This window comes from Sphingomonas sp. NCPPB 2930, from assembly GCF_042867205.1.
GTDB lineage: Bacteria > Pseudomonadota > Alphaproteobacteria > Sphingomonadales > Sphingomonadaceae > Sphingomonas.
In genome coordinates this window covers 212,738-239,689 of sequence record NZ_JBHZQU010000005.1, presented here as the reverse complement: position 1 = coordinate 239,689, position 26,952 = coordinate 212,738, and the positions used below count along the sequence as shown (strand labels likewise).

Annotated in this window: 22 protein-coding genes, 1 tRNA gene and 1 pseudogene; 12 read left to right on the top strand and 12 right to left on the bottom strand. The window is 68.0% G+C overall.

The features are described 5' to 3' along the window. The first annotated feature begins 8 nt into the window (after positions 1–8). A complete protein-coding gene (gene addA, locus ACFX59_RS08780; protein ID WP_387431569.1) occupies positions 9–3,464 on the top strand; it encodes a double-strand break repair helicase AddA in 3,456 nt (1,151 codons plus the stop codon). Between the two features lie 52 nt (positions 3,465–3,516). Continuing rightward, complete coding sequence (gene trxA / locus ACFX59_RS08775; RefSeq protein ID WP_007404159.1) at positions 3,517–3,837, top strand: thioredoxin; 321 nt, start codon at positions 3,517–3,519, stop codon at positions 3,835–3,837. A 189-nt stretch (positions 3,838–4,026) separates the two neighbouring features. Here trxA and ACFX59_RS08770 read toward each other — a convergent pair whose 3' ends face one another. Both ACFX59_RS08770 and argJ read right to left on the bottom strand, forming a co-directional pair. Beyond that, positions 4,027–4,638: a glutathione S-transferase family protein gene (locus ACFX59_RS08770; protein ID WP_387431565.1), complete on the bottom strand. Its 612-nt coding sequence runs from the start codon at positions 4,636–4,638 to the stop codon at positions 4,027–4,029. 5 nt (positions 4,639–4,643) lie between these two features. Then, positions 4,644–5,870: a bifunctional glutamate N-acetyltransferase/amino-acid acetyltransferase ArgJ gene (gene argJ, locus ACFX59_RS08765; protein ID WP_387431562.1), complete on the bottom strand. Its 1,227-nt coding sequence runs from the start codon at positions 5,868–5,870 to the stop codon at positions 4,644–4,646. A 144-nt stretch (positions 5,871–6,014) separates the two neighbouring features. On the opposite strand from argJ, the gene ACFX59_RS08760 reads away from it, so the two are divergent. The 3 genes from ACFX59_RS08760 to secA all read left to right on the top strand — a co-directional run bounded on the left by ACFX59_RS08760 (position 6,015) and on the right by secA (position 9,638). After that, positions 6,015–6,455, top strand: coding sequence for an energy transducer TonB (locus ACFX59_RS08760; RefSeq protein WP_387431560.1), 441 nt, complete (start codon positions 6,015–6,017; stop codon positions 6,453–6,455). Positions 6,456–6,523: 68 nt separating this feature from the next. Then, a complete protein-coding gene (locus ACFX59_RS08755) occupies positions 6,524–6,784 on the top strand; it encodes a hypothetical protein (protein WP_354296765.1) in 261 nt (86 codons plus the stop codon). A 109-nt stretch (positions 6,785–6,893) separates the two neighbouring features. After that, positions 6,894–9,638 carry a preprotein translocase subunit SecA gene (gene secA / locus ACFX59_RS08750; RefSeq protein ID WP_387431557.1) on the top strand — a complete coding sequence of 915 codons (2,745 nt, stop codon included), beginning with the start codon at positions 6,894–6,896 and terminating at the stop codon, positions 9,636–9,638. Positions 9,639–9,709: 71 nt separating this feature from the next. Here secA and ACFX59_RS08745 read toward each other — a convergent pair. The 3 genes and pseudogenes from ACFX59_RS08745 to ACFX59_RS08735 form a co-directional block, all read right to left on the bottom strand. Next, a pseudogene (locus tag ACFX59_RS08745) lies at positions 9,710–10,694 on the bottom strand (IS481 family transposase). A gap of 186 nt (positions 10,695–10,880) precedes the next feature. Beyond that, complete coding sequence (locus ACFX59_RS08740) at positions 10,881–11,462, bottom strand: CC0125/CC1285 family lipoprotein (RefSeq protein ID WP_307099601.1); 582 nt, start codon at positions 11,460–11,462, stop codon at positions 10,881–10,883. Positions 11,463–11,587: 125 nt separating this feature from the next. Then, positions 11,588–12,007 carry a secondary thiamine-phosphate synthase enzyme YjbQ gene (locus ACFX59_RS08735; protein ID WP_309696237.1) on the bottom strand — a complete coding sequence of 140 codons (420 nt, stop codon included), beginning with the start codon at positions 12,005–12,007 and terminating at the stop codon, positions 11,588–11,590. A 122-nt stretch (positions 12,008–12,129) separates the two neighbouring features. On the opposite strand from ACFX59_RS08735, the gene ACFX59_RS08730 reads away from it, so the two are divergent. The 3 genes from ACFX59_RS08730 (at position 12,130) to ACFX59_RS08720 (ending at position 14,129) form a co-directional block, all read left to right on the top strand. Next, positions 12,130–12,489: a glycine zipper 2TM domain-containing protein gene (locus ACFX59_RS08730; protein WP_387431621.1), complete on the top strand. Its 360-nt coding sequence runs from the start codon at positions 12,130–12,132 to the stop codon at positions 12,487–12,489. A gap of 117 nt (positions 12,490–12,606) precedes the next feature. Next, the gene (locus ACFX59_RS08725) at positions 12,607–12,984 is read left to right on the top strand and encodes a hypothetical protein (protein ID WP_387431553.1); all 378 of its coding nucleotides are present in this window, start codon (positions 12,607–12,609) and stop codon (positions 12,982–12,984) included. Continuing rightward, positions 12,981–14,129 (top strand): glutathionylspermidine synthase family protein, encoded by a 1,149-nt coding sequence (locus tag ACFX59_RS08720; protein ID WP_387431550.1) that lies wholly within the window; start codon positions 12,981–12,983, stop codon positions 14,127–14,129. The genes ACFX59_RS08725 and ACFX59_RS08720 overlap by 4 nt, the downstream gene beginning before the upstream one ends. Before the next feature lie 39 nt (positions 14,130–14,168). Here the strand turns inward: ACFX59_RS08720 and ACFX59_RS08715 are convergent. The 3 genes from ACFX59_RS08715 to moaA form a co-directional block, all read right to left on the bottom strand. After that, positions 14,169–14,243 (bottom strand) — tRNA-Asn (locus ACFX59_RS08715). A gap of 140 nt (positions 14,244–14,383) precedes the next feature. Beyond that, positions 14,384–15,163, bottom strand: coding sequence for an NAD kinase (locus ACFX59_RS08710; protein WP_387431548.1), 780 nt, complete (start codon positions 15,161–15,163; stop codon positions 14,384–14,386). Further along, the gene (gene moaA, locus ACFX59_RS08705; RefSeq protein WP_387431545.1) at positions 15,160–16,191 is read right to left on the bottom strand and encodes a GTP 3',8-cyclase MoaA; all 1,032 of its coding nucleotides are present in this window, start codon (positions 16,189–16,191) and stop codon (positions 15,160–15,162) included. Before moaA ends, ACFX59_RS08710 begins: the two co-directional genes overlap by 4 nt. A 77-nt stretch (positions 16,192–16,268) precedes the next feature. On the opposite strand from moaA, the gene ACFX59_RS08700 reads away from it, so the two are divergent. Then, complete coding sequence (locus ACFX59_RS08700) at positions 16,269–18,002, top strand: putative bifunctional diguanylate cyclase/phosphodiesterase (RefSeq protein WP_387431543.1); 1,734 nt, start codon at positions 16,269–16,271, stop codon at positions 18,000–18,002. Beyond that, positions 17,990–18,421: a YybH family protein gene (locus tag ACFX59_RS08695; RefSeq protein WP_387431540.1), complete on the top strand. Its 432-nt coding sequence runs from the start codon at positions 17,990–17,992 to the stop codon at positions 18,419–18,421. The genes ACFX59_RS08700 and ACFX59_RS08695 overlap by 13 nt, the downstream gene beginning before the upstream one ends. 90 nt (positions 18,422–18,511) lie before the next feature. Here ACFX59_RS08695 and mfd read toward each other — a convergent pair whose 3' ends face one another. Beyond that, positions 18,512–21,979, bottom strand: a complete 3,468-nt coding sequence (mfd, locus tag ACFX59_RS08690; protein WP_387431537.1) for a transcription-repair coupling factor — start codon at positions 21,977–21,979, stop codon at positions 18,512–18,514. 146 nt (positions 21,980–22,125) lie between these two features. Further along, positions 22,126–22,392: a succinate dehydrogenase assembly factor 2 gene (locus ACFX59_RS08685; protein WP_058716446.1), complete on the bottom strand. Its 267-nt coding sequence runs from the start codon at positions 22,390–22,392 to the stop codon at positions 22,126–22,128. Between the two features lie 75 nt (positions 22,393–22,467). On the opposite strand from ACFX59_RS08685, the gene recG reads away from it, so the two are divergent. Then, positions 22,468–24,522, top strand: a complete 2,055-nt coding sequence (gene recG, locus ACFX59_RS08680) for an ATP-dependent DNA helicase RecG (RefSeq protein ID WP_387431534.1) — start codon at positions 22,468–22,470, stop codon at positions 24,520–24,522. 30 nt (positions 24,523–24,552) lie between these two features. Continuing rightward, positions 24,553–24,993 (top strand): DMT family transporter, encoded by a 441-nt coding sequence (locus tag ACFX59_RS08675; RefSeq protein ID WP_387431532.1) that lies wholly within the window; start codon positions 24,553–24,555, stop codon positions 24,991–24,993. A 198-nt stretch (positions 24,994–25,191) separates the two neighbouring features. Here the strand turns inward: ACFX59_RS08675 and tyrS are convergent, their stop codons facing one another. Continuing rightward, positions 25,192–26,418: a tyrosine--tRNA ligase gene (tyrS, locus tag ACFX59_RS08670; protein WP_387431529.1), complete on the bottom strand. Its 1,227-nt coding sequence runs from the start codon at positions 26,416–26,418 to the stop codon at positions 25,192–25,194. A gap of 53 nt (positions 26,419–26,471) precedes the next feature. Further along, complete coding sequence (locus ACFX59_RS08665; RefSeq protein WP_387431526.1) at positions 26,472–26,873, bottom strand: hypothetical protein; 402 nt, start codon at positions 26,871–26,873, stop codon at positions 26,472–26,474. Between the last annotated feature and the right edge of the window lie 79 nt (positions 26,874–26,952).

Here is a 26,952-nt window from a genome sequence, read left to right as displayed (position 1 = left end):
CATGCCGCATGAGCGCGCGGCCCATGGCGAACCTGCCCCCGCTAAAGGGCGATCAGGCCGCCGCCAGCGACCCCGCCGCGCATGTCTGGCTGTCCGCCTCGGCCGGCACCGGCAAGACCCAGGTGTTGGCCGCGCGCGTGTTCCGCCTGCTGCTGCGCGGCGTCGCGCCCGAGGCGATCCTGTGCCTGACCTTCACCAAGGCAGGCGCGGCCGAGATGGCGCAGCGGATCAACGGCCGCCTCGCCGCCTGGGTGCGTATGCCCGAGACCGAGCTGTTCGCCGATCTGAAGGCGCTGGGCGAGACCGCGACCCCCGACCTGCGCGAGCGGGCGCGGACGCTGTTCGCGCGCGTGCTCGACGCGCCGGGCGGCGGCCTGCGTATCCAGACCATCCACGGCTTTTGCCAGGGGCTGCTGGCGGCCTTTCCGGTCGAGGCGGGCCTCGCCCCCGGTTTCCGCCCGCTGGAGGCGCGCGAAGAGGCGGTGCTGGCGCGCGAGGCGCTGGCGCGGATGCTGGAGACGGCCGAGCGCGAGGGCCGGGTCGGCCCGGTCGAGACGGTCGGCGCGCTGTCGCTGCGGCTGGGCGAGGGCGGGGCGGAGGCGTTCTTGGCCGCCTGTGCGCGCGCGCCCGGTGCGCTGGAGGCGCTGCCCACCGGCATCCAGCCCTGGCTGCGCCGCGCGCTCGACCTCCCTTCGGGCGATATCGACGAGGCTATCGCGGACGGCGTCGAGGATATCGACGAGGATGCCGTCATCCGGCTGGCGGGCGCGAACCGCGTCTGGGGCACCGCGACCGGCGAGAAGGCGGCGGCGGCGATGGAACGCTGGCTGGGCAGCGACCGGGCGGGGCGGGTCGCGCTGCTCGAGGATCTGATGGGCACGGTCTTCACCGCCAAGGGCGAGCCGCGCAAGGCCTCCAAGAAGCTGACCGATGCCGATCCCGATTATGAGGATATGGCACGCGAACTGGGCGAGGCGTGCCGTCACCTGCTGGGCCTCGCCGCCCGCGCGCGTCATGCCGACCTGCTCGCCGATGCGCTGACCGTGGGGCGCGACTATGCGCGGGCCTATACATTGTCCAAGCGCGCGATCGGCGCGGTCGATTTCGACGACCTGATCCGCACCACCGTCGATCTCCTCGAGCGGCCGGGCATCGGCGAATGGGTCCGCTACAAGCTCGACCAGGTGACCGAGCATGTCCTGATCGACGAGGCGCAGGACACCAATGCGCACCAGTGGCGGATCGTCCGCGCGCTGGCCGACGAATTCTTCGTCGGGCGTGGCCTTTATGCGCCCTCGACGCGGACGCTGTTCACCGTCGGCGACCACAAACAGGCGATCTTCGGTTTCCAGGGGACCGACCCGATCAACTTCCAGGCGGCCGAGCTGCATTTCTCGCGGCGTGCGGACGAGGTGGCGGGCGATGACGACTGGCCCGAGGACGAACGCGGCCTGCCGTTCAATCAGCTGTCGCTGACCCACAGCTTCCGCTCGACCACGCCGATCCTCGAGTTCGTCGATGCGGCGATCGAGGCGCTGGGCGAACCCGGCATGGGCATGGGGCATGCGGTGGAGCGCCACGCCAGCGAGGTGAAGGGCCCCGGTCGCATCACCCTGTGGCCGCCGGTCGCAGCGGGGGGCAGCGACGAGGACGAGGAAGGCTGGATCGACGATGCGGTGCGCAAGGTCGCCACCGACATCGCGCGCGCCGTGCGCGGCTGGCTGGACGATGGCGTGATGCTGGAGAGCAAGGGCCGTCGCCTCGAGCCGCAGGACATCATGATCCTGGTCAAGCGGCGCGGCGACCTCGCCTCGCTGATCGTCGCGCGCCTCTATGCCGAGGGGGTGCCGGTGGCGGGCGTCGACCGGCTGCGGCTGAACGCGCCGCTGGCGGTGCAGGACCTGCTGGCGGCGGTGCGCTTCGTGTTGCAGCCCGAGGACGATCTGTCGCTGGCCGCGCTGCTGGTGTCGCCGCTGATCGGCTGGTCGCAGGAGCGGCTGATGGCGGCGGGGCACCGGGCGCGCGGTGCGCTATGGGCGCATCTGACCCGGACGCTGCCCGCCGAGGACCTCGCGCCGCTTCGCCAGATGCTGGCGCGCGCGGACGTGTCGACGCCCTATCAGTTCCTCGAGGAATTGCTGTCGGGGCCGCTGGACGGCCGCCGCAAGCTGATCCGTCGGTTGGGGACCGAGGCGCGCGACCCGATTGAGGAGCTGCTGGGCGCCGCGCTGACCTTCGAGAGTACGACGACGCCCTCGCTGCAACGCTTCCTCGACTGGTTCGACCGGGGCGATGTCGAGATCGTGCGCGACCCCTCCGCGCCGCTGGACGCGGTGCGGGTGATGACCGCGCATGGGTCTAAGGGGTTGCAGGCGCCACTGGTCATCCTGGCCGACGCCACCGCCGACCCGACCGCCAGCCCGCGTTCGATCCTGCGCTGGACGCCCGAACCGGGCGCGCAGCCCATTCCCGTCTTTCCGCCGCGCGCCGAGGAACGCGGCGGGCCGCTCGACGCGGTGGCCGCCGAGATCGCCGCGCGCGAACTGGCCGAGCATTGGCGGCTCTTCTACGTCGCGGCGACACGGGCGGAGGAGCAGCTGGTGGTGGCGGGCGCGCTGGGCAAGCGCGCCGCGGGCGTGCCGCCGATGCACAGCTGGTACGCCACCTGCGCCCGCGCCATGACCGCGCTGGGCGTGCCGGAGGTCGAACCGGGTGACGGCCGGTCGCGCATCTTCCTGGGTCGCAGGCCGCAGGAGCCAGTCGCGCCGCGCCCCGGTGCGGTCGTCGCGGCCCGGCGCGAGGATGTCGCGCTGCCCGACTGGGTCCACCGGCCCGCGCCGCAGGAGTCGCGCCCGCCGCGCCCGCTCGCGCCGTCGCAACTGGGCGAGGATATGGTGGCCGACCCGCCGCCCACCCCCGCGATGCGCGCGGCGGCGGAGCGCGGGCGGCTGATCCACTGTCTGCTCGAACGCCTGCCCCCGGTCGCGCCGGATGCGCGGCGCGGCGCGGCGGAGCGTTGGCTGACCCAGGCGGCGGGGGTCGAGGATGCGGGCCTGCGCGCCGATGTGACGCAGGCGGTGTTCGCGATTCTGGACGATCCGGCCTATGCGCCGCTGTTCGGGCCGGGATCGCTGGCGGAGGCGCCGATCGCGGCGACGCTGCCCAATGGCCTGGTCGTGTCGGGGCGCGTCGACCGGCTGCTGATCGACGGCGACGAGGTCCGGTTGATCGATTACAAGACCGGGCGGCGCGCGCCGGGGGGCATCGACGACGTGCCGGTGTTCCATCTGGCGCAGATGGCGGGCTATGCCGCCGCGCTGGAAGTGATCTTTCCCGGCAAGCGGGTGTCGGTGGCGCTGCTCTATACGGCGGGGCCCCGGCTCGTCCCGGTGCCCGACGCGCTGCTCGCCGCGCACAAGCCCGGCTATCGCGACCGGGAGCAAAGCTTGCCGCTCGGTGGTTGAGCCACCGAGGCCCGCGCCCTAGATGGGTGACAATTCAAGGAGTGTACTGAACATGGCAACCAAGCAGATCACCGACGCCAGCTTCGAGGCGGACGTCCTGAACTCCGACAAGCCGGTGCTGGTCGATTTCTGGGCCGAATGGTGCGGACCGTGCAAGATGATCGGCCCGTCGCTGGAGGAACTGTCCGAGGAACTGGGCGAGCAGGTGACGATCGCCAAGCTGAACATCGACGACAATCCCGACGCCCCCGGCCGTTACGGCGTGCGCGGTATTCCGACGATGATCCTGTTCAAGGGCGGTGCCGCCGCCGCGACCAAGGTCGGCGCCGAGCCCAAGGGCCGGATCAAGGCCTGGCTCGAAGGCGCGCTGTAAGCAATCCATAGCGCCCACTGAACGGGCATGGGACGGTCTCTGCGAGGCCCCATGCCCTCCCCAAACCCCTCCCGCCTGCGGGAGGGGCTTTTTCATGTCCAGCACTGCTCGAAAAGGCACGCCCCTCCCGCAAGCGGGAGGGGATGGGGGAGGGCATGGGGTCTCACCGAGACCACCGCCCGCCGCCGATCAACTCAGCGGGATCATCACCACATCGCGGAACGGCGCGCGGTCCTGCAACGCCGCATACCAGCGCTCCAGATTGGGTCGCGTAGGCCGCTCCACCGACAGCTGGAACCACGTATTCGCATAGGCCGCGACGGGAATATCCCCGATGCCGAACGTCGCCCCCGACAGCCATTCTTGCCGCCCCAGCACATCGTCCAGGATCGCCGACAGCCCCGCCGCCCGCGCCACGCTTCGTTCGATCAGCGCCATGTCGCGCGCCTCGGGGGCGGTGCGCACCATCTGAAAGAAGATCGGCCGGATCGCATCGGCCCAGGTGAAGCCCCAGTCCATCCACCGCTCGACCGAGGCTCGCGCTTGCGGATCGATCGGATAGAAGGCCTCGCCGCCATGGTTGGTCGCCAGATAGCGCAGGATGCTGTTCGACTCCCACAGGACGAAGCCGTCATCCTCGATCGTCGGGATCAGCGCATTGGGATTGAGCGCCCGGTACGCCTGATCCATCCCGAACGGGCCGCCGACATCGCGCCGGTCATAGGCCAGCGCCATTTCCTCGGCCAGCCAGACCACCTTCTTGACGTTGTGCGAGTTGATCCGGCCCCAGATGGTCAGCATGGGCGTCAGCTCCGATAATCGGCGTTGATCGAGATATAGCCGTGCGTCAGATCGCAGGTCCAGACCGTCGCCGCGCCGTCGCCCAGGCCCAGATCGACGCCGACCGCGATCTCCTGTCCCTTCAGATGTGCGGCGACCGGGGCCTCGTCATAACCCTCGACCGCCAGGCCCTCGCGCGCGACCAAAGTCTCGCCGAAGCGGATCGACAGCTTGTCGCGCTCCGCCGGTTCGCCAGCCTTGCCGACCGCCATGACGACGCGGCCCCAATTGGCGTCCTCGCCCGCGATGGCGGTCTTCACCAGCGGCGAGTTGGCGATCGACATCGCGATACGGTGCGCCGAACGGTCGCTCTCGGCGCCCTCGACCCGGATCTCGATCAGCTTGCTCGCGCCCTCGCCGTCGCGCACGACCAGCAGCGCGAGCTGGTGGCACAGATCGGCCAGCGCCGCGCGGAAGGCGTCCGCGCCGTCGCTGTCGTCATCGGCCAGCGGCGCATTGCCCGCCTTGCCCGTGGCGAAGGCCAGCACCGTGTCGCTGGTCGAGGTATCGCCATCGACCGTGATGCACGAAAAGCTGCGGCCATTGGCGGCGTTTAGCGCGCGTTGCAGGAATTCGGGTTCGACCGCGGCGTCGGTGAAGATGAAGCCCAGCATCGTCGCCATGTCGGGCGCGATCATGCCCGATCCCTTGATGATCCCCGCCAGCGTCACCGTGCGGCCATCGACCATGGCGGTGGTCGTCGCGCCCTTGGCGAAGGTGTCGGTGGTCATGATCGTCGCGGCGGCATCCTCCCACCCGCAGGGCGCGGCGGTGAAGGCGGCGTCCAGGCCCGCCTCGGCCTTGTCGATGGGCAGCGGCACGCCGATCACGCCGGTCGAGGCGACGAACACGTCCGAGGGCTGGCACTCCATCGCGGCGGCGGTGCGCGCGGCGATCGCCTCGACGGCGGCGCGGCCCCGATGGCCGGTAAAGGCGTTGGAATTGCCAGCATTGACGACCAGCGCGCGGGCCTGGCCCAGCACCAGCGCCTTGCGGCACCATTCGACTTCCGGGCTGGGGCATTTGCTGGTGGTCAGCACGCCCGCCACGCTGGTCCCCTCGGGCAGCGTCACGAAGGTCAGGTCGCAACGGTCCCAATTCTTGTACCGCGCGCGGGCGACGCGCAGCGTCACGCCGTCGATCGCGGGCAGGGCGGGGAAGGGCTGGGCGAGGGGCGAGGTGGCGGTGCTCATGGGGGCCAGCTACATAACCGAGCGGGGGGCAGGGGCAAGCGCTTCCATCGGCTTGACCCGGATCGGGGCGGCGGCTTTGATGGCGATCGTCGGGATCAGGGGACGGGCGATATGTGGGGTGCAGGGCGCGGGCTGCGAAATGGCGTGCTGGCGCTGGTCGGCGTGCTTGCCCTATTGTTGTTCGTCCTGACGTCGTTCTCGATCGAATGGGCTTATGAACGCAGCCGGCAAGGCGGTCTGGGGAGCTTGCCCCGCGATCTTCCGGTTCCGGCCGTCCCGCCGCGCATCCTGGGCAATCCGGCCGCCGCTTTCGGACCCGATTCCTATCCGGATGAGGCGATGCGTCAGGGGTGGGAGGGGCGTTCGAGCCTTGCGGTCCTGGTCGATCCGGACGGGCGCCCGACCCGATGCGAGGTTCTGGAAAGCAGCGGTCATGCGGTGCTCGACGAAGCGACCTGCGCCATGGTCGTGGGCCATGTCCGGTTTCAACCCGCCCGCGATGACAAGGGGCAGGCGGTGCGCGGCATCTATCGTGGTTTCAAGGTCCGCTGGGAACTGCCAAGCCTGCCGACGGACGTGCGATGACTGTCGAGGCTTGCCGGACCATGCAACGGATGGACGCGCCGCGCGTATCTGCCTAAGACAAGCCTCGCATGAACCTGCTTCTGCTCCTTTCCGCCCTTTTGTCCGCGCTGACCGGCGTGGGCGCGAGTGCGCGTGGGCAGGAGGCGCGGGGCGTCGTGGCCGAATGCAGCATCGTGGCGGCCGCCAAGCAGGCCGCCGTCGCGCGCGCCGCGACCCGGCCGGTGCAGGCGCTGGCCACGCTGGTCGCCAGTGCTCAGCCGCTTGCGCTGTTCCGGGCGACCGCGCCGCGGCCGGTCGCCGCGATCTTCATGGGCCGTCGGCGCGAATAGCCCCGGCGTCGGCCCCGGCCGACCCCCCTCCTTGCCATTGCAGTCGCGCGCGCCCGGCCTCCCGGCGGCGGCGCGCCCATCTCACGATATTTCAGTCAGGAAATCGCTTATGTTCGGCGGCCTCGCCAAGTCCCTGTTCGGTTCGTCCAACGACCGCTACGTCAAGTCGCTCAAGCCGACCCTCGCCAAGATCGCGGCGTTCGAGCCCGAAATGGAGGCGATGACCGACGCGCAGCTCGCCGCGCAGACGGTGAAGTTCCGCGAACAGCTCGATCAGGGCGCGACGCTCGACAGCCTGCTGCCCGAGGCGTTCGCGACCGTGCGCGAGGCGGCGAAGCGCGTGCTGGGCCAGCGTCACTATGACGTGCAGATGATCGGCGGCATCGTCCTGCATCGCGGCGAGATCGCCGAGATGCGCACGGGCGAGGGCAAGACGCTGGTCGCCACGCTCGCCACCTATCTGAACGCGCTGCCCGGCAAGGGCGTGCACGTCGTCACCGTCAACGATTACCTCGCCAGCCGCGACGCCGCGACGATGGGCCGCGTCTACAATTTCCTCGGCCTGACCACCGGGACCATCATCCCGAACCTCGACGACGGCCAGCGCCGCGCGGCCTATGACGCCGACATCACCTATGGCACGAACAACGAGTTCGGCTTCGACTATCTGCGCGACAATATGAAGTATGAGCGCTCCTCGATGGTGCAGCGCCCCTTCAACTATGCGATCGTCGACGAGGTCGACTCGATCCTGATCGATGAGGCGCGCACCCCGCTGATCATCTCGGGCCCGACCGACGACAAGTCCGAGCTGTATATCGGCGTCGATGCGATCGTGAAGCAGCTGACGGCCGACGATTACGAGAAGGACGAGAAGCAGAAGTCGATCATCCTGACCGAGGACGGCACCGAGCGCGCCGAGCGTCTGCTGGAGGCCGCCGGGCTGCTCCAGGGCGAGAATCTCTACGACTTCGAGAATACCCAGGTCGTCCACCATCTGAATCAGGCGCTGCGCGCGAACATGATGTTCAAGCGCGACACCGATTACATAGTGAAGGACGGCAAGGTCGTCATCATCGACGAGTTCACCGGCCGCATGATGGACGGGCGCCGCTGGTCGGAGGGGCTTCACCAAGCGGTCGAGGCCAAGGAGGGCGTCAATATCGAGCCCGAGAACCAGACCATGGCCTCGATCACCTTCCAGAATTATTTCCGCATGTACCCGAAGATTTCGGGCATGACCGGCACCGCCGCGACCGAAGCGGGCGAATTCTACGACATCTACAAGATCAACGTCGTCACCATCCCGACGAACCTGCCGATCGCGCGCGTCGACGAGGAGGACGAGTTCTACAAGAACACCCAGGACAAGTTCCTGGCGATCGCCAAGAAGATCCGCGACCACGCCGCCAAGGGCCAGCCGGTGCTGGTCGGCACCGTCTCGATCGAGAAGTCCGAACTGCTCAGCGAGTTTCTGGTGCAGGAGGGCGTGCCCCACAAGGTGCTGAACGCGCGCTATCACGAGATGGAGGCGCATATCGTGGCGCAGGCGGGCCGGCTGGGCGCGGTGACGATCGCGACCAACATGGCGGGTCGCGGCACCGACATCCAGCTGGGCGGCAACCTCGAATTCCGGATGCTCGACGAGCATCCCGATCTGGTCGAGGGCACGCCGGACTATGACGCCGCCGCGACCCGCATCCGCGCCGAGATCGCCGAGGAGAAGCAGAAGGTGCTGGAGGCGGGCGGCCTGTTCGTGCTCGGCACCGAGCGGCACGAGAGCCGCCGCATCGACAACCAGCTGCGCGGCCGTTCGGGTCGCCAGGGCGATCCGGGCCTGTCGCGCTTCTATCTCAGCCTGGACGACGATCTGCTCCGCATCTTCGGCCCCGACACGCTGTTCGCCAAGATGATGCGCAGCAATATCGAGGATGGCGAGGCGATCGGCAGCAAGTGGCTGTCCAAGGCGATCGAGACCGCGCAGAAGAAGGTCGAGGCGCGCAACTACGACATCCGCAAGCAGGTCGTCGAATATGACGACGTGATGAACGACCAGCGCAAGGTCATCTATGAGCAGCGCGCCGACATCATGGATGCCGAAACGGTGGGCGAGGTCGTGGCCGACATGCGCGCCGAGACGGTGAACGCGATCGTCGGCACCGCCTGCCCGCCCAACAGCTATCCCGAGCAATGGGACGTCGCTGGCATGAAGCAGCAGCTCAAGGACCTGCTCAACATGGAGCCGCCGATCGACGCCTGGCTGGCCGAGGAAGCGATCGACCCCGAGATCGTGCTGGAGCGCGTGACCGCCGAGGCGGACGCGATGGTCGAGGCCAAGGCCAAGGAGCTGGAGCCCGAGACCTGGACCAGTGTCGAGAAGTCGATCCTGCTCCAGAATCTCGACCATCACTGGAAGGAGCATCTGGCGACGCTCGACGCGCTGCGCCAGGTCGTCCACCTGCGCGCCTATGCGCAGAAGACGCCGATCAACGAATATAAGCACGAGGCGTTTTCGCTGTTCCAGCGGATGCTCGACAATATCCGCGAGGATGTGACGCGCACCATCGCCTATGCCCAGTTCCAGATTCAGGCGCCGCCCGAACTCCCCGAGCTACCCGACTTCATCACCTCGCACTTCGATCCGTTCACCGGCGAGGACAATAGCAACGACTGGGACGCCGCCGCGCGCGGCCTGATCCAGCCGCAAATGCCGCCGATGCAAATCCCGCAGCCCGAGGGCATGGACCTGGGCACCGACCCGGCCCAGTGGGAAGGCCGCGTGAACCGCAACGCGCCGTGCCCCTGCGGCTCGGGGCTGAAGTACAAGCATTGCCACGGCGCGGTGACGGTCTGATCCGTCCTCCCGCCGAATGAAAAGAGGGGCGGCGGGCTTCGGTCCGCCGCCTTTTTTCATACCTCGTCACCCTAGGTGTTTAGTCCCGGGGAGTGGCGGTACGGATTGATTTTGAATCGGTCCGGGTCTTCTGTCCAGATGCGTGCGACATATTCGTAGGGTGTGAGGCCACGGAGCGTCTTCAGCCGACGGGCATGGTTGTAGGCGTCAATGAATAGCTGGAGGTGCTGTCGAAGCTGGTCATGGCTGTCGTAGTGATAGCGTTTGACCGTTGCGTCCTTGATGGTCCGGTTCATTCGTTCGACCTGGCCGTTGGTCCAGGGATGGTTCGGCTTGGTGAGCCGGTGCTCGATCTCATGCCGCCAGCAGGCGCGATCGAAGGGGTGACCGCGCAGGCGTGCCGTGGGTCCGTCCCGGTTCTTCGGCAGATCGGCGAACTGGATGCCGTTGTCGGTCAGCACAGTGTGGATATCATAGGGCACTGCATCGACCAGTTCGTCGAGGAAGGCGACGGCAGCGGCGACGTTGGCCTTGTCCCGGAGCCTGGCAAAAGCAATCTTCGATGTCCGGTCGATCGCGACGAACAGGTAGAGCTTGCCTTCCTCGGTGCGGACCTCGGCGATGTCGATGTGGAAGTAGCCGATCGGGTAGGCCTTGAACTTCTGTCTGGCTGGCTTGTCACCGTCCATCTCGGGCAGCCAGCTGATTCCATGCCGCTGCAGGCAGCGGTGTAGCGCGGAACGGGTTAGATGTGGGATCGTCGGCTGGAGGCCGTAGAGGCAGTCCCCCGCCTACGCGGGGGCAGGCTAACGGCAGCAGCGTGTGACGCCGGAACGCCACAATCATCGCTTCCTCGTCCGGCGTCAGCACGGTGGAATGAATGGCCTTCGGCCCCATCGGGGCATCGCTGACGCTCGCCCGCTTGCGCCACTTCTGGACGGTGGTCGGGCTGATGCCGTGTCGTCGGGCCAGAGCCCTTACGCTCTCTTCACTCCGCTGTATCGCTCGACGGACTGCCTCAGTCGTGCGGGCGCTCCCGTGTAGAACCTGCCCCATAGCTCCTCCCGCCATGCATGATGCTCAAACGTACCACCACACTGCGGGATCAAACACCCCGCGCAGGCTGGGGGCTGCCTCGATCGAAACCCGCATTCGTCGGGCTGGCGGGCGGGCGTCCCCAAGGCACAAAAAAGGGCGGCCGCCCGGCAGGCAGCCGCCCCATTCGGTCGCGATCGACCAGTCTTACTTGGGCATCACCACCGTCGGCCCGATCGTGTTGACGATCGCGCGCGCATCGAAGGCGCGCAGATTGTCGCGCGGGATCGGCCCCTTGCGCATCACGACCTCGGCGGTCGCTTCATAGCGGTCGATGGTGTTGATATCCATGTTGTTGCCGAAGAAGGGATCACCCCAGAACGGGTCCCAGCTGCGCCAACCGAAGCCGCGGCCATAATAGCGCCACGACGGACCCCACCAGCCGCCGCCCCAGCCGCCAAAGCCCGGCCCGAACGCGCCGGGGGTCGAATAGGTGCGCGACCGCAGCTGCGTGTCGCGGTCGGCCATCACGAAATAGTCATAGCCATTGGCCAGCGTCAGCTCGGCGGCGCGGAACAGCAGATAACGCTCGACCGTGTCGCGCGACGTCACCGTGTTGCCCGCGAAGCTGACGATGAAGCGGCCGGGTTCCAGCTGCTGATCGGAATAGCCGGTGCGGTAGAAGCCCGTTCCCGTCGCCGGGCGGTAAGTGGTTTCGGTCGCGCATCCCGCGACCATCAGGGTGCTGGCGCCGACCAGCGCGAGCGCGATCTTCCGACCGAATTGCATGGACACTTCTTCCTTTCCTTGCCGCACGACCGGGCCGGACGGCAACAGCCCTGTAGCTGGAATCGGTTTACCCTATCCCGGCAGAACGGTCGATGAACGGTTTGGCTCCCGCGATGAATTGTGCGTCACAGACCGGCCATATGGATCGCGATTTGCCGACGATGGGGCGCACGGCGATGTTCGAACAGATAAATGCCCTGCCACGTCCCCAGCGCCAGCCGCCCACCGATCAGCGGCACCGACAGATGCACCCCGGTCAGGATGGCGCGCAGGTGCGCGGGCATGTCGTCGGGCCCTTCGTCGTCATGGGCATAGGCATGCCGGTCCTCGGGCGCGATGCGCGCGAAATAGGCGAGGATGTCGGTCCGGACCTCCGGCGCGGCATTTTCCTGGATGATGAGCGAGGCCGAGGTGTGGCGGCAGAACAGAGTCAGCAGCCCCTCGTCCATGGCCTGCTCGCGAACCCAGGCGGTGACGCTCCGCGTGATGTCGGTCAGGCCCTGGCCATGGGTGTCGACGGTCAATATCGTGGTGGCTTGGCGCATCCTTCCTCAATGCCCCAGCGTGCGGATCGATGCCAGCCTCCGCCCGGGACGGGCCGAATTGAACGGGTGACGTTGATGTGCGTTGTGCGGGCTCGAGGATAAGGAGACCTGCCGTGAAAGCCATGCTCGCCGCTCTGGCCGTCGTTACCGTTGCCGCCCCCATCGCCGCCACGCCCGCCGTCGCGCAGGAACGCGATTATCGCTGGCATGGCGACCGCGACGACTGGGATGCGTCGCGCGACTATCGTCGCGGCAATCACCGCGAACGTCGCCTGACCCGCGACGACCAGATCTTCCGGGGTCGCGATGGGCGCACCTATTGCAAGCGCAATGACGGCACCACCGGGCTGGTCATCGGCGCGGTCGGCGGCGGTGTGCTGGGCAATGTCATCGGCGGCGGCACGCTGGGCACGCTGCTTGGCGCGGGCGGCGGCGCGCTGCTCGGGCGGTCGATCGATCGCGGCAAGGTCCGTTGCCGCTGATCGATGGGAGGGCGGCGGCCAGGACGGTCGCCGCCACCGCATTCGCGCCGACGCGCTCGCGGTAGCGCTAGCCAAGACCGGCTCTGCTGGCCCATGATGGCGGCAGGGAGGGAATTCATGGCTTTCGATCTGAGATATACGACGGCGCTTGCGGCGATTCTGTTGGCCAGCGGGTGCAATCGGTCCAAGGCGGACGACAATTGGACCGCCGATAACGACACCGCCATCTGCACCGATGCGCAGGGCACGCGCCTTCCCGACGATCGATGCCGCCAGCACCGCGTGGGCGGCGGGAGCGGCGCTTTCTGGTATTTTCTGGGCCGCGGCCGCTCCATTCCCTATTATGGCGAGCGCGCGACGGGCGGCAGCTTCCGCGCCGCGCCCGGCGGCCGCTATGTGACGGCCCCGGCGGGCAGCGCGATGACCCGCGCGGCAGCGATCAGCCGGGGCGGGTTCGGATCCTCGGCCAGCCGTTTCGGCAGCATCCACGCATGATCCGCCAGAGCCTGACGCCGCGTCCCGACTGGCAGGCCAAGGTCGAGGCGCTCGGCCTGATCTGGCACGAGGGCAGGGAGCGCCCCTATTGGGACGAGAGTGCCTGTTACCGCTTCGCCCGCGCGCAGATCGACCGGATCGAGGCGGCGACGACCGAACTCTATCGGCTGTTCCTGGCGGCGGGCGAAGCGGTGGTCAGCGAGCCCGCCCTGCTCTCGCGCTTCGGCATTCCGCCGGTGTTCCACGATCCGATCCGCGAAGCCTGGGACGCCGAGCCGCCGGGCCTGAACTTCGGCCGGTTCGACCTGGGCTTCGACGGGCAGGACGCTCCCAAATTGTTCGAGTTCAACTGCGACACGCCGACCTCGCTGCTGGAGGCGGCGGTGGTGCAATGGGCGTGGAAGGAGGAATGCTTCCCCCGGCTGGACCAGTTCAACAGCCTGCACGAAGCGCTGGTCGCGCGCTGGGCGGAGATCGCCCCCGATCTGCCCGCCACGCTGCACGTCGCGCATATCGCCGATCTGGCGGGCGAGGATGCGATCACGGCGGCCTATCTGCGCGATACCGCCGAGGCGGCGGGGATTACGACCGTGCCGATCCTGATGGAGCGGATCGGCTGGCACCATGACGACCATTGTTTCGTCGACGAAGGGGACATGCGGATCGAGGCGCTGTTCAAGCTCTATCCGTGGGAATGGCTGGTCCATGAGGACTTCGCGCCGCATCTGCTCGACAATCTGGCGCGCGGCGACACGCTATGGATCGAACCGATCTGGAAGATGATCTGGTCGAACAAGGCGATCCTGCCGGTGCTATGGGACCTGTTTCCGGGCCATCCCAACCTGCTGCCCGCCAGCTTCACGATCCCCGACGGCGATGCGGTGGCCAAGCCGCTCCTGTCGCGCGAAGGCGCCAATGTCTCGATCCGCCGCGCGGGCGACATCATCGCCGAGACGAAGGGCGAATATGGCGAGGAAGGCTATGTGTACCAGTCGCTCTATCGCCTGCCGGAGACGGCGCCGGGATGTTTTCCGGTCCTGGGGAGCTGGGTGGTCGACGGCGCGGCGGTCGGGATGGGCATCCGCGAGGACGGGCTGATCACCTCGAACACGGCGCGGTTCGTTCCGCACGTGATCGACGGCTGATCCGTCATGCTGGCGCTGTCTGGGGAAAGACAGCGCCGGTGGCTCCCTGAGTAGGATTCGAACCTACGGCCGCTCGATTAACAGTCGAGAGCTCTACCGCTGAGCTATCAGGGAATGTTCCGGCGCTGTGGAGGGGTCCTATAAAGGGCTCGAAAAAAGCCGCAACCCCTTTTTTGACGGTTTCGCGTAAGCCCGGCCGTCAAAGCTGTGGATAAAATGCGGGTCAGGCGACGAACTGCTCCCCCCGTCGCCGGTCAGGCGACGAACTGCTCCATCGTGATGCGGTCGTCCAATGCGTGTTCGGGATCGAACATCAGCGTCAGCTCGCGCGAGCGGTCCATGCAGATATCGACCTGCGCCACGTCGCGCACCTCGCGCTGGTCGGCCACCGCCGACACGGGGCGCTTGCCGGGATCGAGCACGCGGATCGAGATGCGCGCCTTGTCGGGCAGGATCGCCCCGCGCCAGCGCCGGGGACGGAAAGGGCTGATCGGGGTCAGCGCGATCAGCGCGGAGCCGAGCGGCAGGATGGGCCCTTGCGCCGAGAAATTATAGGCGGTCGACCCCGCCGGAGTGGCGGCCAGGATGCCGTCGCAGGCCAGTTCGGGCAGGACGATGCGGCCATTGACTATGACCTCCAGCTTGGCGGTCTGGCGCGTCTCGCGGAGCAGCGACACCTCGTTGATCGCGGGCAGCGTGTGGACGCGGCCGTCGATCCCGGTCGCGGTCATCTTCAGCGGGGTGACGCGGAACGGCTTGGCGCGGGACAGCCGGTCCTCCAGCCCATAGCCGCGCCACTCGTTCATCAGGAAGCCGACCGTGCCCAGGTTCATGCCGAACACCGGCACCGGGCCACGCCGCCGCTCGAGCATCCGATGCAGCGTCTGGAGCATGAAGCCGTCGCCGCCGAGTGCGATGACATAATCGGCTTCGTCGAAATCGACCCAGTCGGCGCTGTTCTGCAGGTCGGCGACCGCGGCTTGGGCCGGGGCGGTGGGCGAGGCGACCAGCGCCCGCCGGACGGGAAGCGTCATCCGCCGGTCACGCTCATATGACGCGACACCGCCGGGGCCGATCCCGCCTCGATCCGGAAATCGTGCCGCGCGGGCTTGGCCGCCAGACCCGCATCGATCGCCTCGTCCAGCGCGCGCAGCCCGCCCTCGCGCAGGGCCGCCTTCAAATCCACCTGATCCTCATGGCCCAGACACATATACAGCTTGCCCTCGGTCGTCAGCCTCACCCGGTTGCAACCGTCGCAAAAATTGGCGGTGAGCGGGGAGATGAGGCCCAGTCGCGTGCCGGTGCCCTCGACCTGCCAATATCGCGCGGGGCCTCCGGTCCGATGCCCGGCGCGCACGAGCGGGAATTGCGAGGACAGCCGGTCGAATATTTCGGTCAGCGGCAGGAAGCGGTCGACCCGATCCTCGTCGATCGCGCCGAGCGGCATCGTCTCGATCAAGGACAGGTCGAGGCCCTCGGCCACGCACCAGGCGAGCATCGCCCCGATCTCGTCGTCGTTCAGCCCCTTGAGCGCGACCATGTTGATTTTGACCGACAGCCCGGCGTCGCGCGCGGACAGGATGCCATGGATCACCTGCGCCACGTCGCCGTGCCGGGTGATGTAGCGGAAGCGTTCGGGATCGCGGCTGTCCAGGCTGACATTGATTCGCCGCACGCCCGCATCGACCAGCGCCCCGGCATGGTCCGCCAGCCGGGTGCCGTTGGTGGTCATGGTCAGTTCGTCCAGGCCCTGCCCGACATGGCTGCCCAGCCGCCGGACCAGATCGGCGACGTCGCGCCGGACCAGCGGCTCGCCGCCCGACAGACGGATCCGGGTCACGCCGCGCGCGATGAACCGCTCGGCGATGATCGCGATTTCGTCCAGGGTCAGCAGCTTGGCGCGCGGCAGGAAGGTCATCTGCTCGGCCATGCAGTAGCGGCAGCGCAGGTCGCACCGGTCGGTGACCGAAATCCGCAGATAGCGGATGGTCCGGCCATGCTGGTCGACAAGGGACCCACGCGAGGACCCACCGGGTGAGGCGGAGGCGCAACCCATGGTCATATCGCTAGACCCATGACGGGACGTCGACAAGACGGATAGGCGTTGGTGATGCCGATGCCGGGGGATAGGATGCGTTCATGACGCAGGATGAATTCGGATTTAACGCCCACATGGGGGGAACGGCGGTCTTTGCGCTTTCGTTCCACCCCGGCGACCCGGCATCCGGCAAAGCCATGCCCACGCTGGACGAGGCGGTGATCCGCGCGGGCTGGGCGATCTGGTCGATGGCGCCGCGCGACGGCGATCCGCCCGGCGGCGACACGTTGATTGGGTCCTTCCTGACGAGCGAGGCGCGCATCGCACTGATCGACGCGCGGTGGAACGAGGATGCCGGACTGCGCGCGGCGCAGGCGCTCGGCGCGGTGGTCGCGGCGACGGGGGCGGCGATGCTGGTCGCGGTTCCCGATGGCGACGGCATGACGCTCGATGCCTTCTTGGCCGCGGGGGCGACCCATATCCTGACGTCAGGGGCCGACGACGCGATGATCCGCGCCGCGCTGAAGATGGCGGATCGGCACGCGCGGCGCACGCTCGACGTGCGGCGGCGGCGAAGCCATGCCGATGGCGAGGTGGGGGAGATCCATCGCTGGATCGCCGACACCATCGGTCGCGGTCATCCTTGCGTCGCGATCGTCATATCGCTGTCGCGGCTGGACCTGGTCAATGCCGCGCATGGGCGTCCGGCGGGCAACATGCTGCTGCGCGGGGTGGAGGCGCGAATCCAGGCGGCGGCGGCCGAGGCCTTTGGCGACGGGGCGATCGTCGCGCGGTCGGGCGGTGCCGAGTTCGTCATGGCGGGCATCGCGCCACCGGGCGAGGGGCGCGCCATCGCCGAGACGCTGGAGGCGCTGCTCGCGCTGCCGTTCCAGGCGGGGGCGGTGCCGATCCGGCTGGGCGTGCGGCTGGGCCTGGCCGAGCATCGCCCCGGCGAAGACCCCGGCATGCTGCTGACCCGCGCGGGCGAGGCGTTGCGCAAGGCGCGGGCGAGCGACGGGGCGATGCTGCGCTTTGCCCATCCGGGCGATGCCGCGCCGCTCGACGTGCTGGGTGCCGATCTGCACCATGCCATCGAGCGGGGGGAGATCGACATCGTCTTCCAGCCGCAGGTCGCGATCGCCACCGGACGGATCACCGGCGTCGAGGCCCTGGCGCGCTGGCGGCATCCGACGCTGGGGCCGCTGGGGGCCGATCCCCTGTTCGCGGCGGCCGAGCGCGCCGATCTGGGGCTGGCGCTGTCCGACCATATCCAGCAGATCGCGTTGCAGCGCGCGGCATGCTGGCCCGCGCCGCTGGCCAAGCTGCGCCTGTCGATCAACATCACCGCCGCCGATGTCGGCCGCTCGGGCTTCGCCCGGCTGTTCCTCGACCGGGTGGCGGCAAGCGGCTTTCCGCTCGACCGGCTGACAGTGGAGATCACCGAGACGGGGCTGATCAGCGAGCTCGACCGTGCGGCGGTCGTGCTCGACACGCTGCGCGCGGCGGGCGTCCGGGTGGCGATCGACGATTTCGGGACCGGCTATTCCAGCCTCGCCTATCTGACCAGCCTGCCGATCGACTATCTGAAGCTCGACCGCGCGCTGGTGGCGGAGGTCGACGGATCGCAGCATGACCGGGTCGTGGTGCGCGGGGTCATCGGGATCGCGACGCAACTGGGCATGGGCATCATCGCCGAGGGGGTCGAGACGCATGAGCAGGCGCAGCTGCTCGGCCGTCTGGGCTGCGAGACCTATCAGGGTTTCCTGCGCGCCGCGCCGCTCGACGGGCCCGATCTGGTCGCGATGGTCGAGGAGGAGATGGAATGCGCGAAGTGATGGTGATGGCGGCGGTCGCGCTGGCCCCGATGACCGCCCATGCGGCGGCCCCCGCCGTCGATCCGGCGGAAGCGGCGATCCGCGCGACGATGCTGGCGAGCGCGGCGGGATGGAATGCGGGCGATTTGGACCGCTTCATGGCGATCTATGCCCCCGATGCGGTTTTCGTCGGCAGCAAGGGGCTGATCCGCGGAAAAGCCGCGATCGCCGACAATTACCGCAAGAGCTTCGCAGGCGGCGGCAACAGCCGGGGACAGCTGCGCTTCGCCTTTCTCGAATGCAAGCGGATCGGCGAGCGGCGCATCCTGTTCGCGCGCTGGATGCTGACGGGGGGCGCCAAGGACGAGAGCGGGATGACCACCCTGGTCTTCGAGCACCGCGCCAACGGCTGGAAGATCGTCGCCGATCACAGCAGCTAGGCACATGCTGTCGCCCCAGCGCAGGCTGGGGCCTTTCCCGACGAGGTCCGACGATCGCGAGAGGCCCCAGCCTGCGCTGGGGGCGACGATTTACCCCGCCGCCTTCGCCAATCCCTTCGACAGTTGCAGCGCGCCGTGCAGCCGGGCCTTGGCATCGGGCCAGGCGCGGTTGAGGACCAGCTTGCCGTCGGGGCGCAGCTTGGCGAGGTCGCCCAGCCGCTCGACATAGGCGAACAGACCGTCGACATTGGGCGGACGATTGTCGTGGAAGCTGATCAGCACCCCGCGCGGGCCGACGTCCATCTTGGCGATGCAGGCCGTTTTGGCGTTCAGCTTGATCTTGATGACCTGGATCAGATTGTCGGTCGCCTCGGGCAGCGGGCCGAAGCGGTCGATCATCTCGGCGGCGAATTCCTCGACTTCCCTGTGCTTTTCCAGGTCGTTGAGGCGGCGATACAGCCCCATGCGCAGGTCGAGATCGGGGACATAGTCCTCCGGGATCAGGATCGCCGCATCGACGGTGATCTGGGGCGAGAAGTCGCGCTTCTTCTCGAACGCGCCGCCCGCCTTGGCCTCCAGGATCGCCTCTTCGAGCATCGACTGATAAAGTTCGTAGCCCACCTCCTTGATATGCCCCGACTGTTCGTCGCCGAGCAGATTGCCGGCGCCGCGAATGTCGAGGTCGTGGCTGGCCAGCTGGAAGCCCGCACCCAGCGAGTCTAGGTCGGACAGCACCTTCAACCTTTTCTCCGCCGCCTCGGTCATCATCCGTTCGGGCGGCGTGACCATATAGGCATAGGCGCGCGTCTTCGACCGGCCGACGCGCCCGCGCAGCTGGTAGAGCTGGGCGAGGCCGAAGCGGTCGGCGCGGTTGACGATCATCGTGTTGGCGGACGGAATGTCGATGCCGCTTTCGATGATGGTGGTCGAGACCAGCACCTCGAACTTGCGGTCGTAAAAGGCCGACATGCGCTCCTCGACTTCGGTCGGCGACATCTGGCCGTGCGCGACGACATAGCGGACCTCGGGCACTTCCTTGCGGAGGTACTCTTCAATATCCGGCAGGTCGGCGACGCGCGGGGTGACGAGGAAGCTCTGCCCGCCGCGATAATGTTCGCGCAGCAGTGCCTCGCGCAGCACCACCGGGTCCCAGGGCATGACATAGGTCCGCACCGCAAGCCGGTCGACCGGCGGCGTCTGGATCACCGACAGCTCGCGCAGGCCCGACATCGCCATTTGCAGCGTGCGCGGGATCGGCGTGGCGGTCAGCGTCAGCATATGCACATCGGCCTTCAGCGCCTTCAGCCGTTCCTTGTGCGTCACGCCGAACCGCTGTTCCTCGTCCACGATGACGAGGCCGAGCCGCTTGAACTCGACATTCTTGGCCAGCAGCGCATGGGTGCCGACGACGATGTCGATATCGCCCGACGCCGCACCGTCCTTGACCTTCTTCGCCTCGGTCGCGGTGACCAGGCGGGAGAGGCGGCCGATCTTGATCGGAAAGCCCTCGAACCGCGCGACGAAGTTGTTGTAATGCTGGCGCGCGAGCAGCGTGGTGGGACAGACCACCGCCACCTGCATCCCCGCCATCGCAGCGACGAAGGCGGCACGCAGCGCGACCTCGGTCTTGCCGAAGCCGACATCGCCGACGATCAACCGGTCCATCGGCTTGCCTGCGGTCAGGTCGCCCAGCACATCGTCGATCGCCCGGTCCTGATCGTCGGTTTCCTCATAGGGGAAACGGTCAACGAACGCCGGATAGCCCGCGCTGTCGGGCTCGGCCACCTCGCCGGGGCGCAGCGCGCGTTCGGCGGCGGTGGCGATCAGCTCACCCGCGATCTCGCGGATGCGCTCCTTCATCTTCGACTTGCGCCGCTGCCACGCCTCGCCTCCCAGACGGTCCAGCGTCGCGCCGTCCTCGCCCGAGCCGTAGCGGGTCAGGACTTCGAGATTTTCGACCGGCACGTACAGCTTGTCGCCGCCCGCATAGGAGAGCGCGACACAGTCATGCGGGCTCTTGCCGACTGGGATCGAGGTCAGCCCCTCATAGCGGCCGATGCCATGGTCCGAATGCACCACCAGATCGCCGGGCGACAGCGTCGCCAGCTCCGCCAGGAAGGCATCGGCCGACTTGCGCCTTTTCTGCCGCCGGACCAGCCGGTCGCCCAGCATGTCCTGCTCGGTCAGCACCGCAATGCCCGGTGCGGTAAAGCCATGGTCGAGCGGCAGGACGACCAGCGCGACGCCGAAGCTCTTCGTGGTATCGGCGATGCCCAGCGCTTCCTGCCATGTCTCGGCGGCCTTGGCGCCCTTCAGCCCATGGTCCTTCAACAGGCTGCCGAGCCGTTCGCGCGCGCCGTTGGAATAGCTGGCGAGGACGGGCTTGCGGCCTTCCTTGCGCAGCGCCTCGACATGATCGACCACCGCCTCATAGATATTGGCATGGGCCGCGCGTTCGGGGGCGAAGTCGCGCGCGCCGTCCACCTCGAAATCGAGGACGGTGGCGCTTTCGGGCTCGTGGAAGGGCGAAACGAGGTGCGCGGTCGCCGCCTCCAGCCCAGCCTCCCATTCCTTGGGCGCCAGATAGAGCGCCTTGGCGGGGAGCGGCCGGAAGCTGCCCGGTTGCGCGGCTTCTGCGCGCTTGCGGTTCTCGTAATAGTCGGCGATCGCGTCGAAGCGGCCGCTCGCCGCCGCCGCGACGCCATTGTCGCGCACGATGACCGCGCCGTCGCCGAGATGGTCGAACAGCGTCGACAGCTTCTCCTCGAACAGCGGCAGCCAATGCTCCATCCCCGCCATGCGCCGTCCCTCGGACACCGCCTGATAGAGCGGGTCGCCGGTCGCGGTCGCGCCGAAGGTTTCGCGGTAGCGGGTGCGGAAGCGCTTGATCGATTCCTCGTCCAGCAGGGCTTCCGACGCGGGGAGCAGGGTGAAGCCCTCGATCCGCCCCGTGGTCCGCTGGTCGGCGGGGTCGAAGGTGCGGACGCTCTCGATTTCGTCGCCGAAGAAGTCGAGCCGCAAAGCCTGTTCCTCGCCGCTGGGGAACAGGTCGACCAGCCCGCCGCGCACCGCGAACTCGCCCTGGTCGTGGACCGTCTCGGTGCGGACATAGCCGTTCGCCTGGAGCAGCGCGGACAGCCTTTCCAGGCCGATCCGCTCGCCGGGGGCCAGGCGCGCGACCAGCTGGCGGATGCGGAACGGCGTCAGCACCCGCTGGGTCGCGGCATTGGCGGTGGTCAGCACCAGCTGCGGCGTCTTCGGCTTGGCCTGAAGCCGGTGCAGTCCCGCGATCCGCTCCGCCATGACCCGCAAGGTCGGCGAGGCGCGGTCATAGGGCAGGCAGTCCCAGGCCGGGATCTGCAAGATTTCCAGCTCGGGCGCGAAATAGGGCGCGGTCGAGGCGAGTTCGCGCATCTGCGCTTCGTCGGCGCAGATGAAGACCGCACGGGTCGTCGCGGCGCGCGACAGGTCGGCCAGCAGCACCGGCAGGAACCCCGCCGGAACGCCCGACAGGGTCAGCGGGCTCTTGGCGGTCAGGATCGTCTTGATATCGGGCATGGGGTTCCGAAGCTGGGGAAAGCAAAGGGCCAAACGCGTGTCGCGGAAAATTTCCCCCTCATCCGTCATCCCGGCGAAGGCCGGGATCTCGTGCGGCAAGGGAAGAATAGCCGCCAAAGGCCCCAGCCTGCGCTGGGGCGACGGTTTTACCGGGCGATCGGCACGAAATTCAGCGCGCGCATCCGCTGCATCACCGGGCCGTCCCATTGCGGCGGACAGGCTTGCGTGCCGATGGCCCAGGCCATGATGTCGACATCCTGTTCCTCCAGCAGCGCCTCGAACCAGTCGAGCTCTTCCGGGCTCAGCGTCTCATGATGCGCGTCGAAAAAGCCGCCGATCATCAGATCGGCTTCCTTGGTGCCGCGATGCCATGCGCGGAAGCGGAGGCGCTTGATACGGGTTTCGTGGTCCATGGGGCTCCGATCGGACGAGATTGTCCGCACGCTCTGGCGACATGCGGCGGGTAGGCTATACAGACCCATCTAGTCATGCGTCCCGATATCCTCAATCCGCTGTTCGCCGAGGTCACGTCGCTGAAAGGCGTCGGGCCCGGCCTCGCCAAGCCGCTCGAACGCCTGCGCATCGCGCGCGTGGTCGATGTCGCCTTTCATTTGCCGACCGGGCATATCGACCGCTTTCCCCGCGACGAACTGATGGTGTCGGACGCGGGGCGGGTGATCGCCATCCCGCTGACCGTGAAGGAGCACCGCGTTTCCTCCTCCCCGCGTGGGCCGACACGGGTGCGCGCGGAGGATGCGCGCGGCAACAGCGTCGCGCTCGTCTATTTCGGCGGCAATTCGGGCTGGGTGAAGAAGCTGCTGCCGATCGGCGAGACCAAGGTCGTGTCGGGCCGGCTCGACCTGTACGGCCAGGATTTGCAGATCGTCCATCCCGACCTGGGCGACAGCGCCGAGGGGTTTCGCGAGCGCGAGGCCATCTATCCGCTGTCGGAGGGGATCACCTCCCGACGGCTGGGCGCGCTGGCGGCGCAGGCGGTGGAGCGTTCGCCCGACCTGCCCGAATGGATCGAGCCGGGGCTGAAGGCGCAGCGCGGCTGGCCCGACTGGAGGGAGGCGCTCGCCCGCATCCATGCGGACCCCGCCGATGCGAAGGCGCGCGAGCGGCTGGGCTATGACGAGGTGTTCGCGAACCAGCTGGCGATGACGCTGGTGCGCGCCGACACTCGAAAGCGACGCGGGCGGGCGCTGAACGGCGACGGACGCTTAAGGGACATGCTCAGGCTGCCCTACACGCTGACCGGCGCGCAGAGCCGGACGGTGCGCGAGATCGAGGGCGATCTGGCGCAGGACGCGCCGATGCTGCGGCTGCTCCAGGGCGATGTGGGCGCGGGCAAGACGCTGGTGGCAGCCATGGCGATGCTGATCGCGGTCGAGGCCGGAGCACAGGCTGCCATGCTGGCCCCGACCGAAATCCTCGCGCGTCAGCATTATGAGACGCTCCGCAAGACGCTCGCCGGGCTGCCGGTCGAGATCGCCGTGCTCACGGGCCGCGACAAGGGCAAGGCGCGCGAGGCCACGCTGATGGCGCTGGCGGCGGGAGAGATCGACATTCTCGTCGGCACCCACGCCATCTTCCAGGAAACCGTGACCTATCGCGACCTGGCATTGGTCGTGGTGGACGAACAGCACCGCTTCGGTGTGGCGCAGCGAATGATGCTGTCCGCCAAGGGCAAGGCGCCGCCGCATCTGCTGGCGATGACCGCGACGCCGATCCCGCGCACGCTGACGCTGGCCAATTATGGCGAGATGGATGTCAGCCGCCTGGACGAGATGCCCCCCGGTCGCCAGCCGATCGAGACGCGGGTGGTGTCCGAGGATCGGCTGGACGAGGTGGTCAACGCGCTCGGGCGGCATCTTTCCGATGGCGGTCAGGCTTATTGGGTTTGCCCGCTGGTCGAGGAAAGCGAGAAGTCCGACCTCGCCGCCGCCGAGATGCGCGCCGAGTCCTTACGGGCGCGGTTCGGCGAGCGGGTCGGCCTTGTCCATGGCAAGATGAAGCCCGCCGAGAAGGACGCCGTGATGGAGGCGTTCGCGGGCGGGCGGCTGGGCGTGCTGGTCGCGACGACGGTGATCGAGGTGGGGGTGGACGTGCCCAACGCCACGCTGATCGTGATCGAACATGCCGACCGCTTTGGCCTGGCCCAGCTGCACCAGCTGCGCGGGCGCGTCGGGCGGGGCGGGGGGCTGTCGCGCTGTCTGCTCTTGCGCGGTTCGCATCTGTCGGAGACGTCGCGCGCGCGGCTGGCCTTGATGCGCGAGACCAATGACGGCTTCCGCATCGCCGAGGAGGATCTACGGCTGCGCGGGGCGGGCGAACTGCTCGGCACGCGGCAATCGGGGGAGATGGCATTCCGCCTCGCGACCCCTGAGAATATGGCCGACCTGATGCAATGCGCGCAGGACGATGCGCGGCTGCTGATCGACCGCGACGGCGGGCTGGAGGCTCCGCGCGGCCAGGCGGCGCGGACCGCCCTCTATCTGTTCGAGCGGGATGCGGGCGTGGCGCTGTTGCGCTCGGGCTGAACGAAGCGGCTTGGTTGGCGTTGAGCGCGGATGGCTGCTGTCTTTCCGCTTATTCTCGTCCTGATCGCCGGTATCGGCCTTGCCATCCAGCCGCCGACCAATGCCGAACTCGCCAAGGTGTCGGGGTCGGTCGTGCTGGCGGCGCTGACCTCGTTCCTGATCGGAACGGTGGTACTGGCGGTCGCCTGGGCGGCAATGGATCGGACCAGTCCGGCGGCGCTGAAGGGGGCGCCGGGCTGGGCCTGGCTGGGCGGCTTCTATGGCGCGGGGTTCGTGGCGGTGCTGGCCTATGCCGCGCCGAGGCTGGGGATTTCGGTGGCGTTGACGGCGGCGATCGCCAGCCAGCTGGTCGCCGCGCTGATCGTCGACCATTTCGGGCTGTTTGGGGTGCGGGTGGAGCCGGTGACCTTGGGGAAGGTCATCGGTGTCGCGCTGGTGATTGCGGGGGCGGTGGTGGTTCGGCGGGGTTGAGGGGGCCCATACCCCGGCGGAGGCCGGGGCCCAGTTGCTGGTCGTTGGTGGTGGAAGGAAGGTGCCTCCCACGCATTGTTATCCCGCTTCTTCGGCGACGTAGAAACTGGGCCCCGGCCTTCGCCGGGGAACAGGTTGTTGAGGGGTTTAAGGACCTCAACCCCCGTTCAGCCTGACCGAAGTCGAAGGCCAGGGGAATCACCCGGCCGTCAGCAGCCCATGGTTCTTCTTGCCCGACGACAGCTTCACCGGCTCGCCGCCGACCGCGATGACGGCATTCTCGTCCGCTACCTTCTCGCCATCGACACGCGCGCCGCCGCCCGCGATCAGGCGGCGTGCCTCGCCCTTGGACTTGGCGAAGCCCAGCCCGATCAGCGCATCGACAATGGTGATCGATCCGCCCGCGACGGCAAAGCTGGGCAGCGCGGCACCCGCCGCGCCTTCCTCGAAGGTCCGCCGCGCCGTCTCCGCCGCTTCGTCCGCCGCCGCGCGGCCCCGGCACATGGCGGTGGCTTCGTTGGCGAGGATCTTCTTGGCCTCGTTGATCTCCGCGCCTTCCAGCTTTTCCAGCCGGGCGATCTCGTCCAGCGGCAGGTCGGTGAACAGGCGCAGGAAGCGGCCCACGTCACGGTCGTCGGTGTTGCGCCAGAACTGCCAGTAATCGAAGTGCGGTAGCTGGTCCTCGTGCAGCCAGACCGCACCGGCCATGGTCTTGCCCATCTTGCCGCCGTCCGCCGTGGTGATCAGCGGGGTGGTGACGCCGAACACCTCGGTCCCGTCCATGCGGCGGGCGAGTTCAATGCCGTTGACGATATTGCCCCACTGGTCCGACCCGCCCATTTGGAGACGGCAGCCATGACGCTGCGCCAGTTCGCGGAAGTCGTACGCCTGGAGGATCATATAGTTGAATTCGAGGAAGCTGAGCGACTGCTCGCGGTCGAGCCGCAGCTTCACGGAATCGAACGACAGCATCCGGTTGACCGAGAAATGCTGCCCCACTTCGCGCAGGAAGGGGATATATTCCAGCTTGTCGAGCCAGTCGGCATTGTCGACCATCACCGCATCGGAGGGGCCGTCGCCGAAGGTCAGGAAGCGTTCGAAGATGCGCTTGATCGAGGCGACATTGTCCTTGATCCCGTCCTCGCCAAGCAGCTTGCGCGCCTCGTCCTTGAAGCTGGGGTCGCCGATCTTGCCGGTGCCGCCGCCCATCAGCACGATCGGCTTGTGCCCGGTCTGCTGCATCCGGCGCAGCAGCATGATCTGCACCAGGCTGCCCACGTGCAGCGACGGCGCGGTGGGGTCGAAACCGATATAGCCGGGCACCACCCCCGACGCCGCCAGCTTGTCCAGCGCGGCGGCATCGGTCATCTGGTGGACGTAACCCCGTTCATCCAGGGTGCGAAGCAGATCGGACGTGTATGCCATAGGGCTGACTCGTTACACCGCCGATCCGCATTCGTCACCCTCCGACGAAGGGCTTAGCGACAGAGCGTCCGGCCATTCTGGCGGACATAGCGGCAGGGGCGATAACCGCGACCGTTGTAATTGGTATAGTCGCCCTGCGAGCGCGGATCGACATAGCCGGGGGTGCGGCGGGCTCGGTCCATCTCGCGCTGGACGCGCGCCTCGCGACGGCCGCGCCAGTCGTCGCCCCGCCAGCCGCGATCGTCGCGCCAGCCACGGCGTTCGCCGCGCCGGTCGTCCCGCCAGTCCCGCCGATCGTCGCGGCGCCACTCGGCCCGGTCGCGATCGCGATCCCGGCGCGGCCCGTCATCGCGCCAGGACTGGGCCTGCGCGTTGGAGAGCGGCAGCGCGGTCGTGGTCGCGACACCCGCCACCGACAGGCCCATCATGGCCAGCATCCGGAACATCTTCTTCATACGCCAACTCCCGGGGGCAACGGCCCCATGTCGTTTTCAACCTATGACAGGTCGTGGCGTTCCGAATCCTGAACCGGCC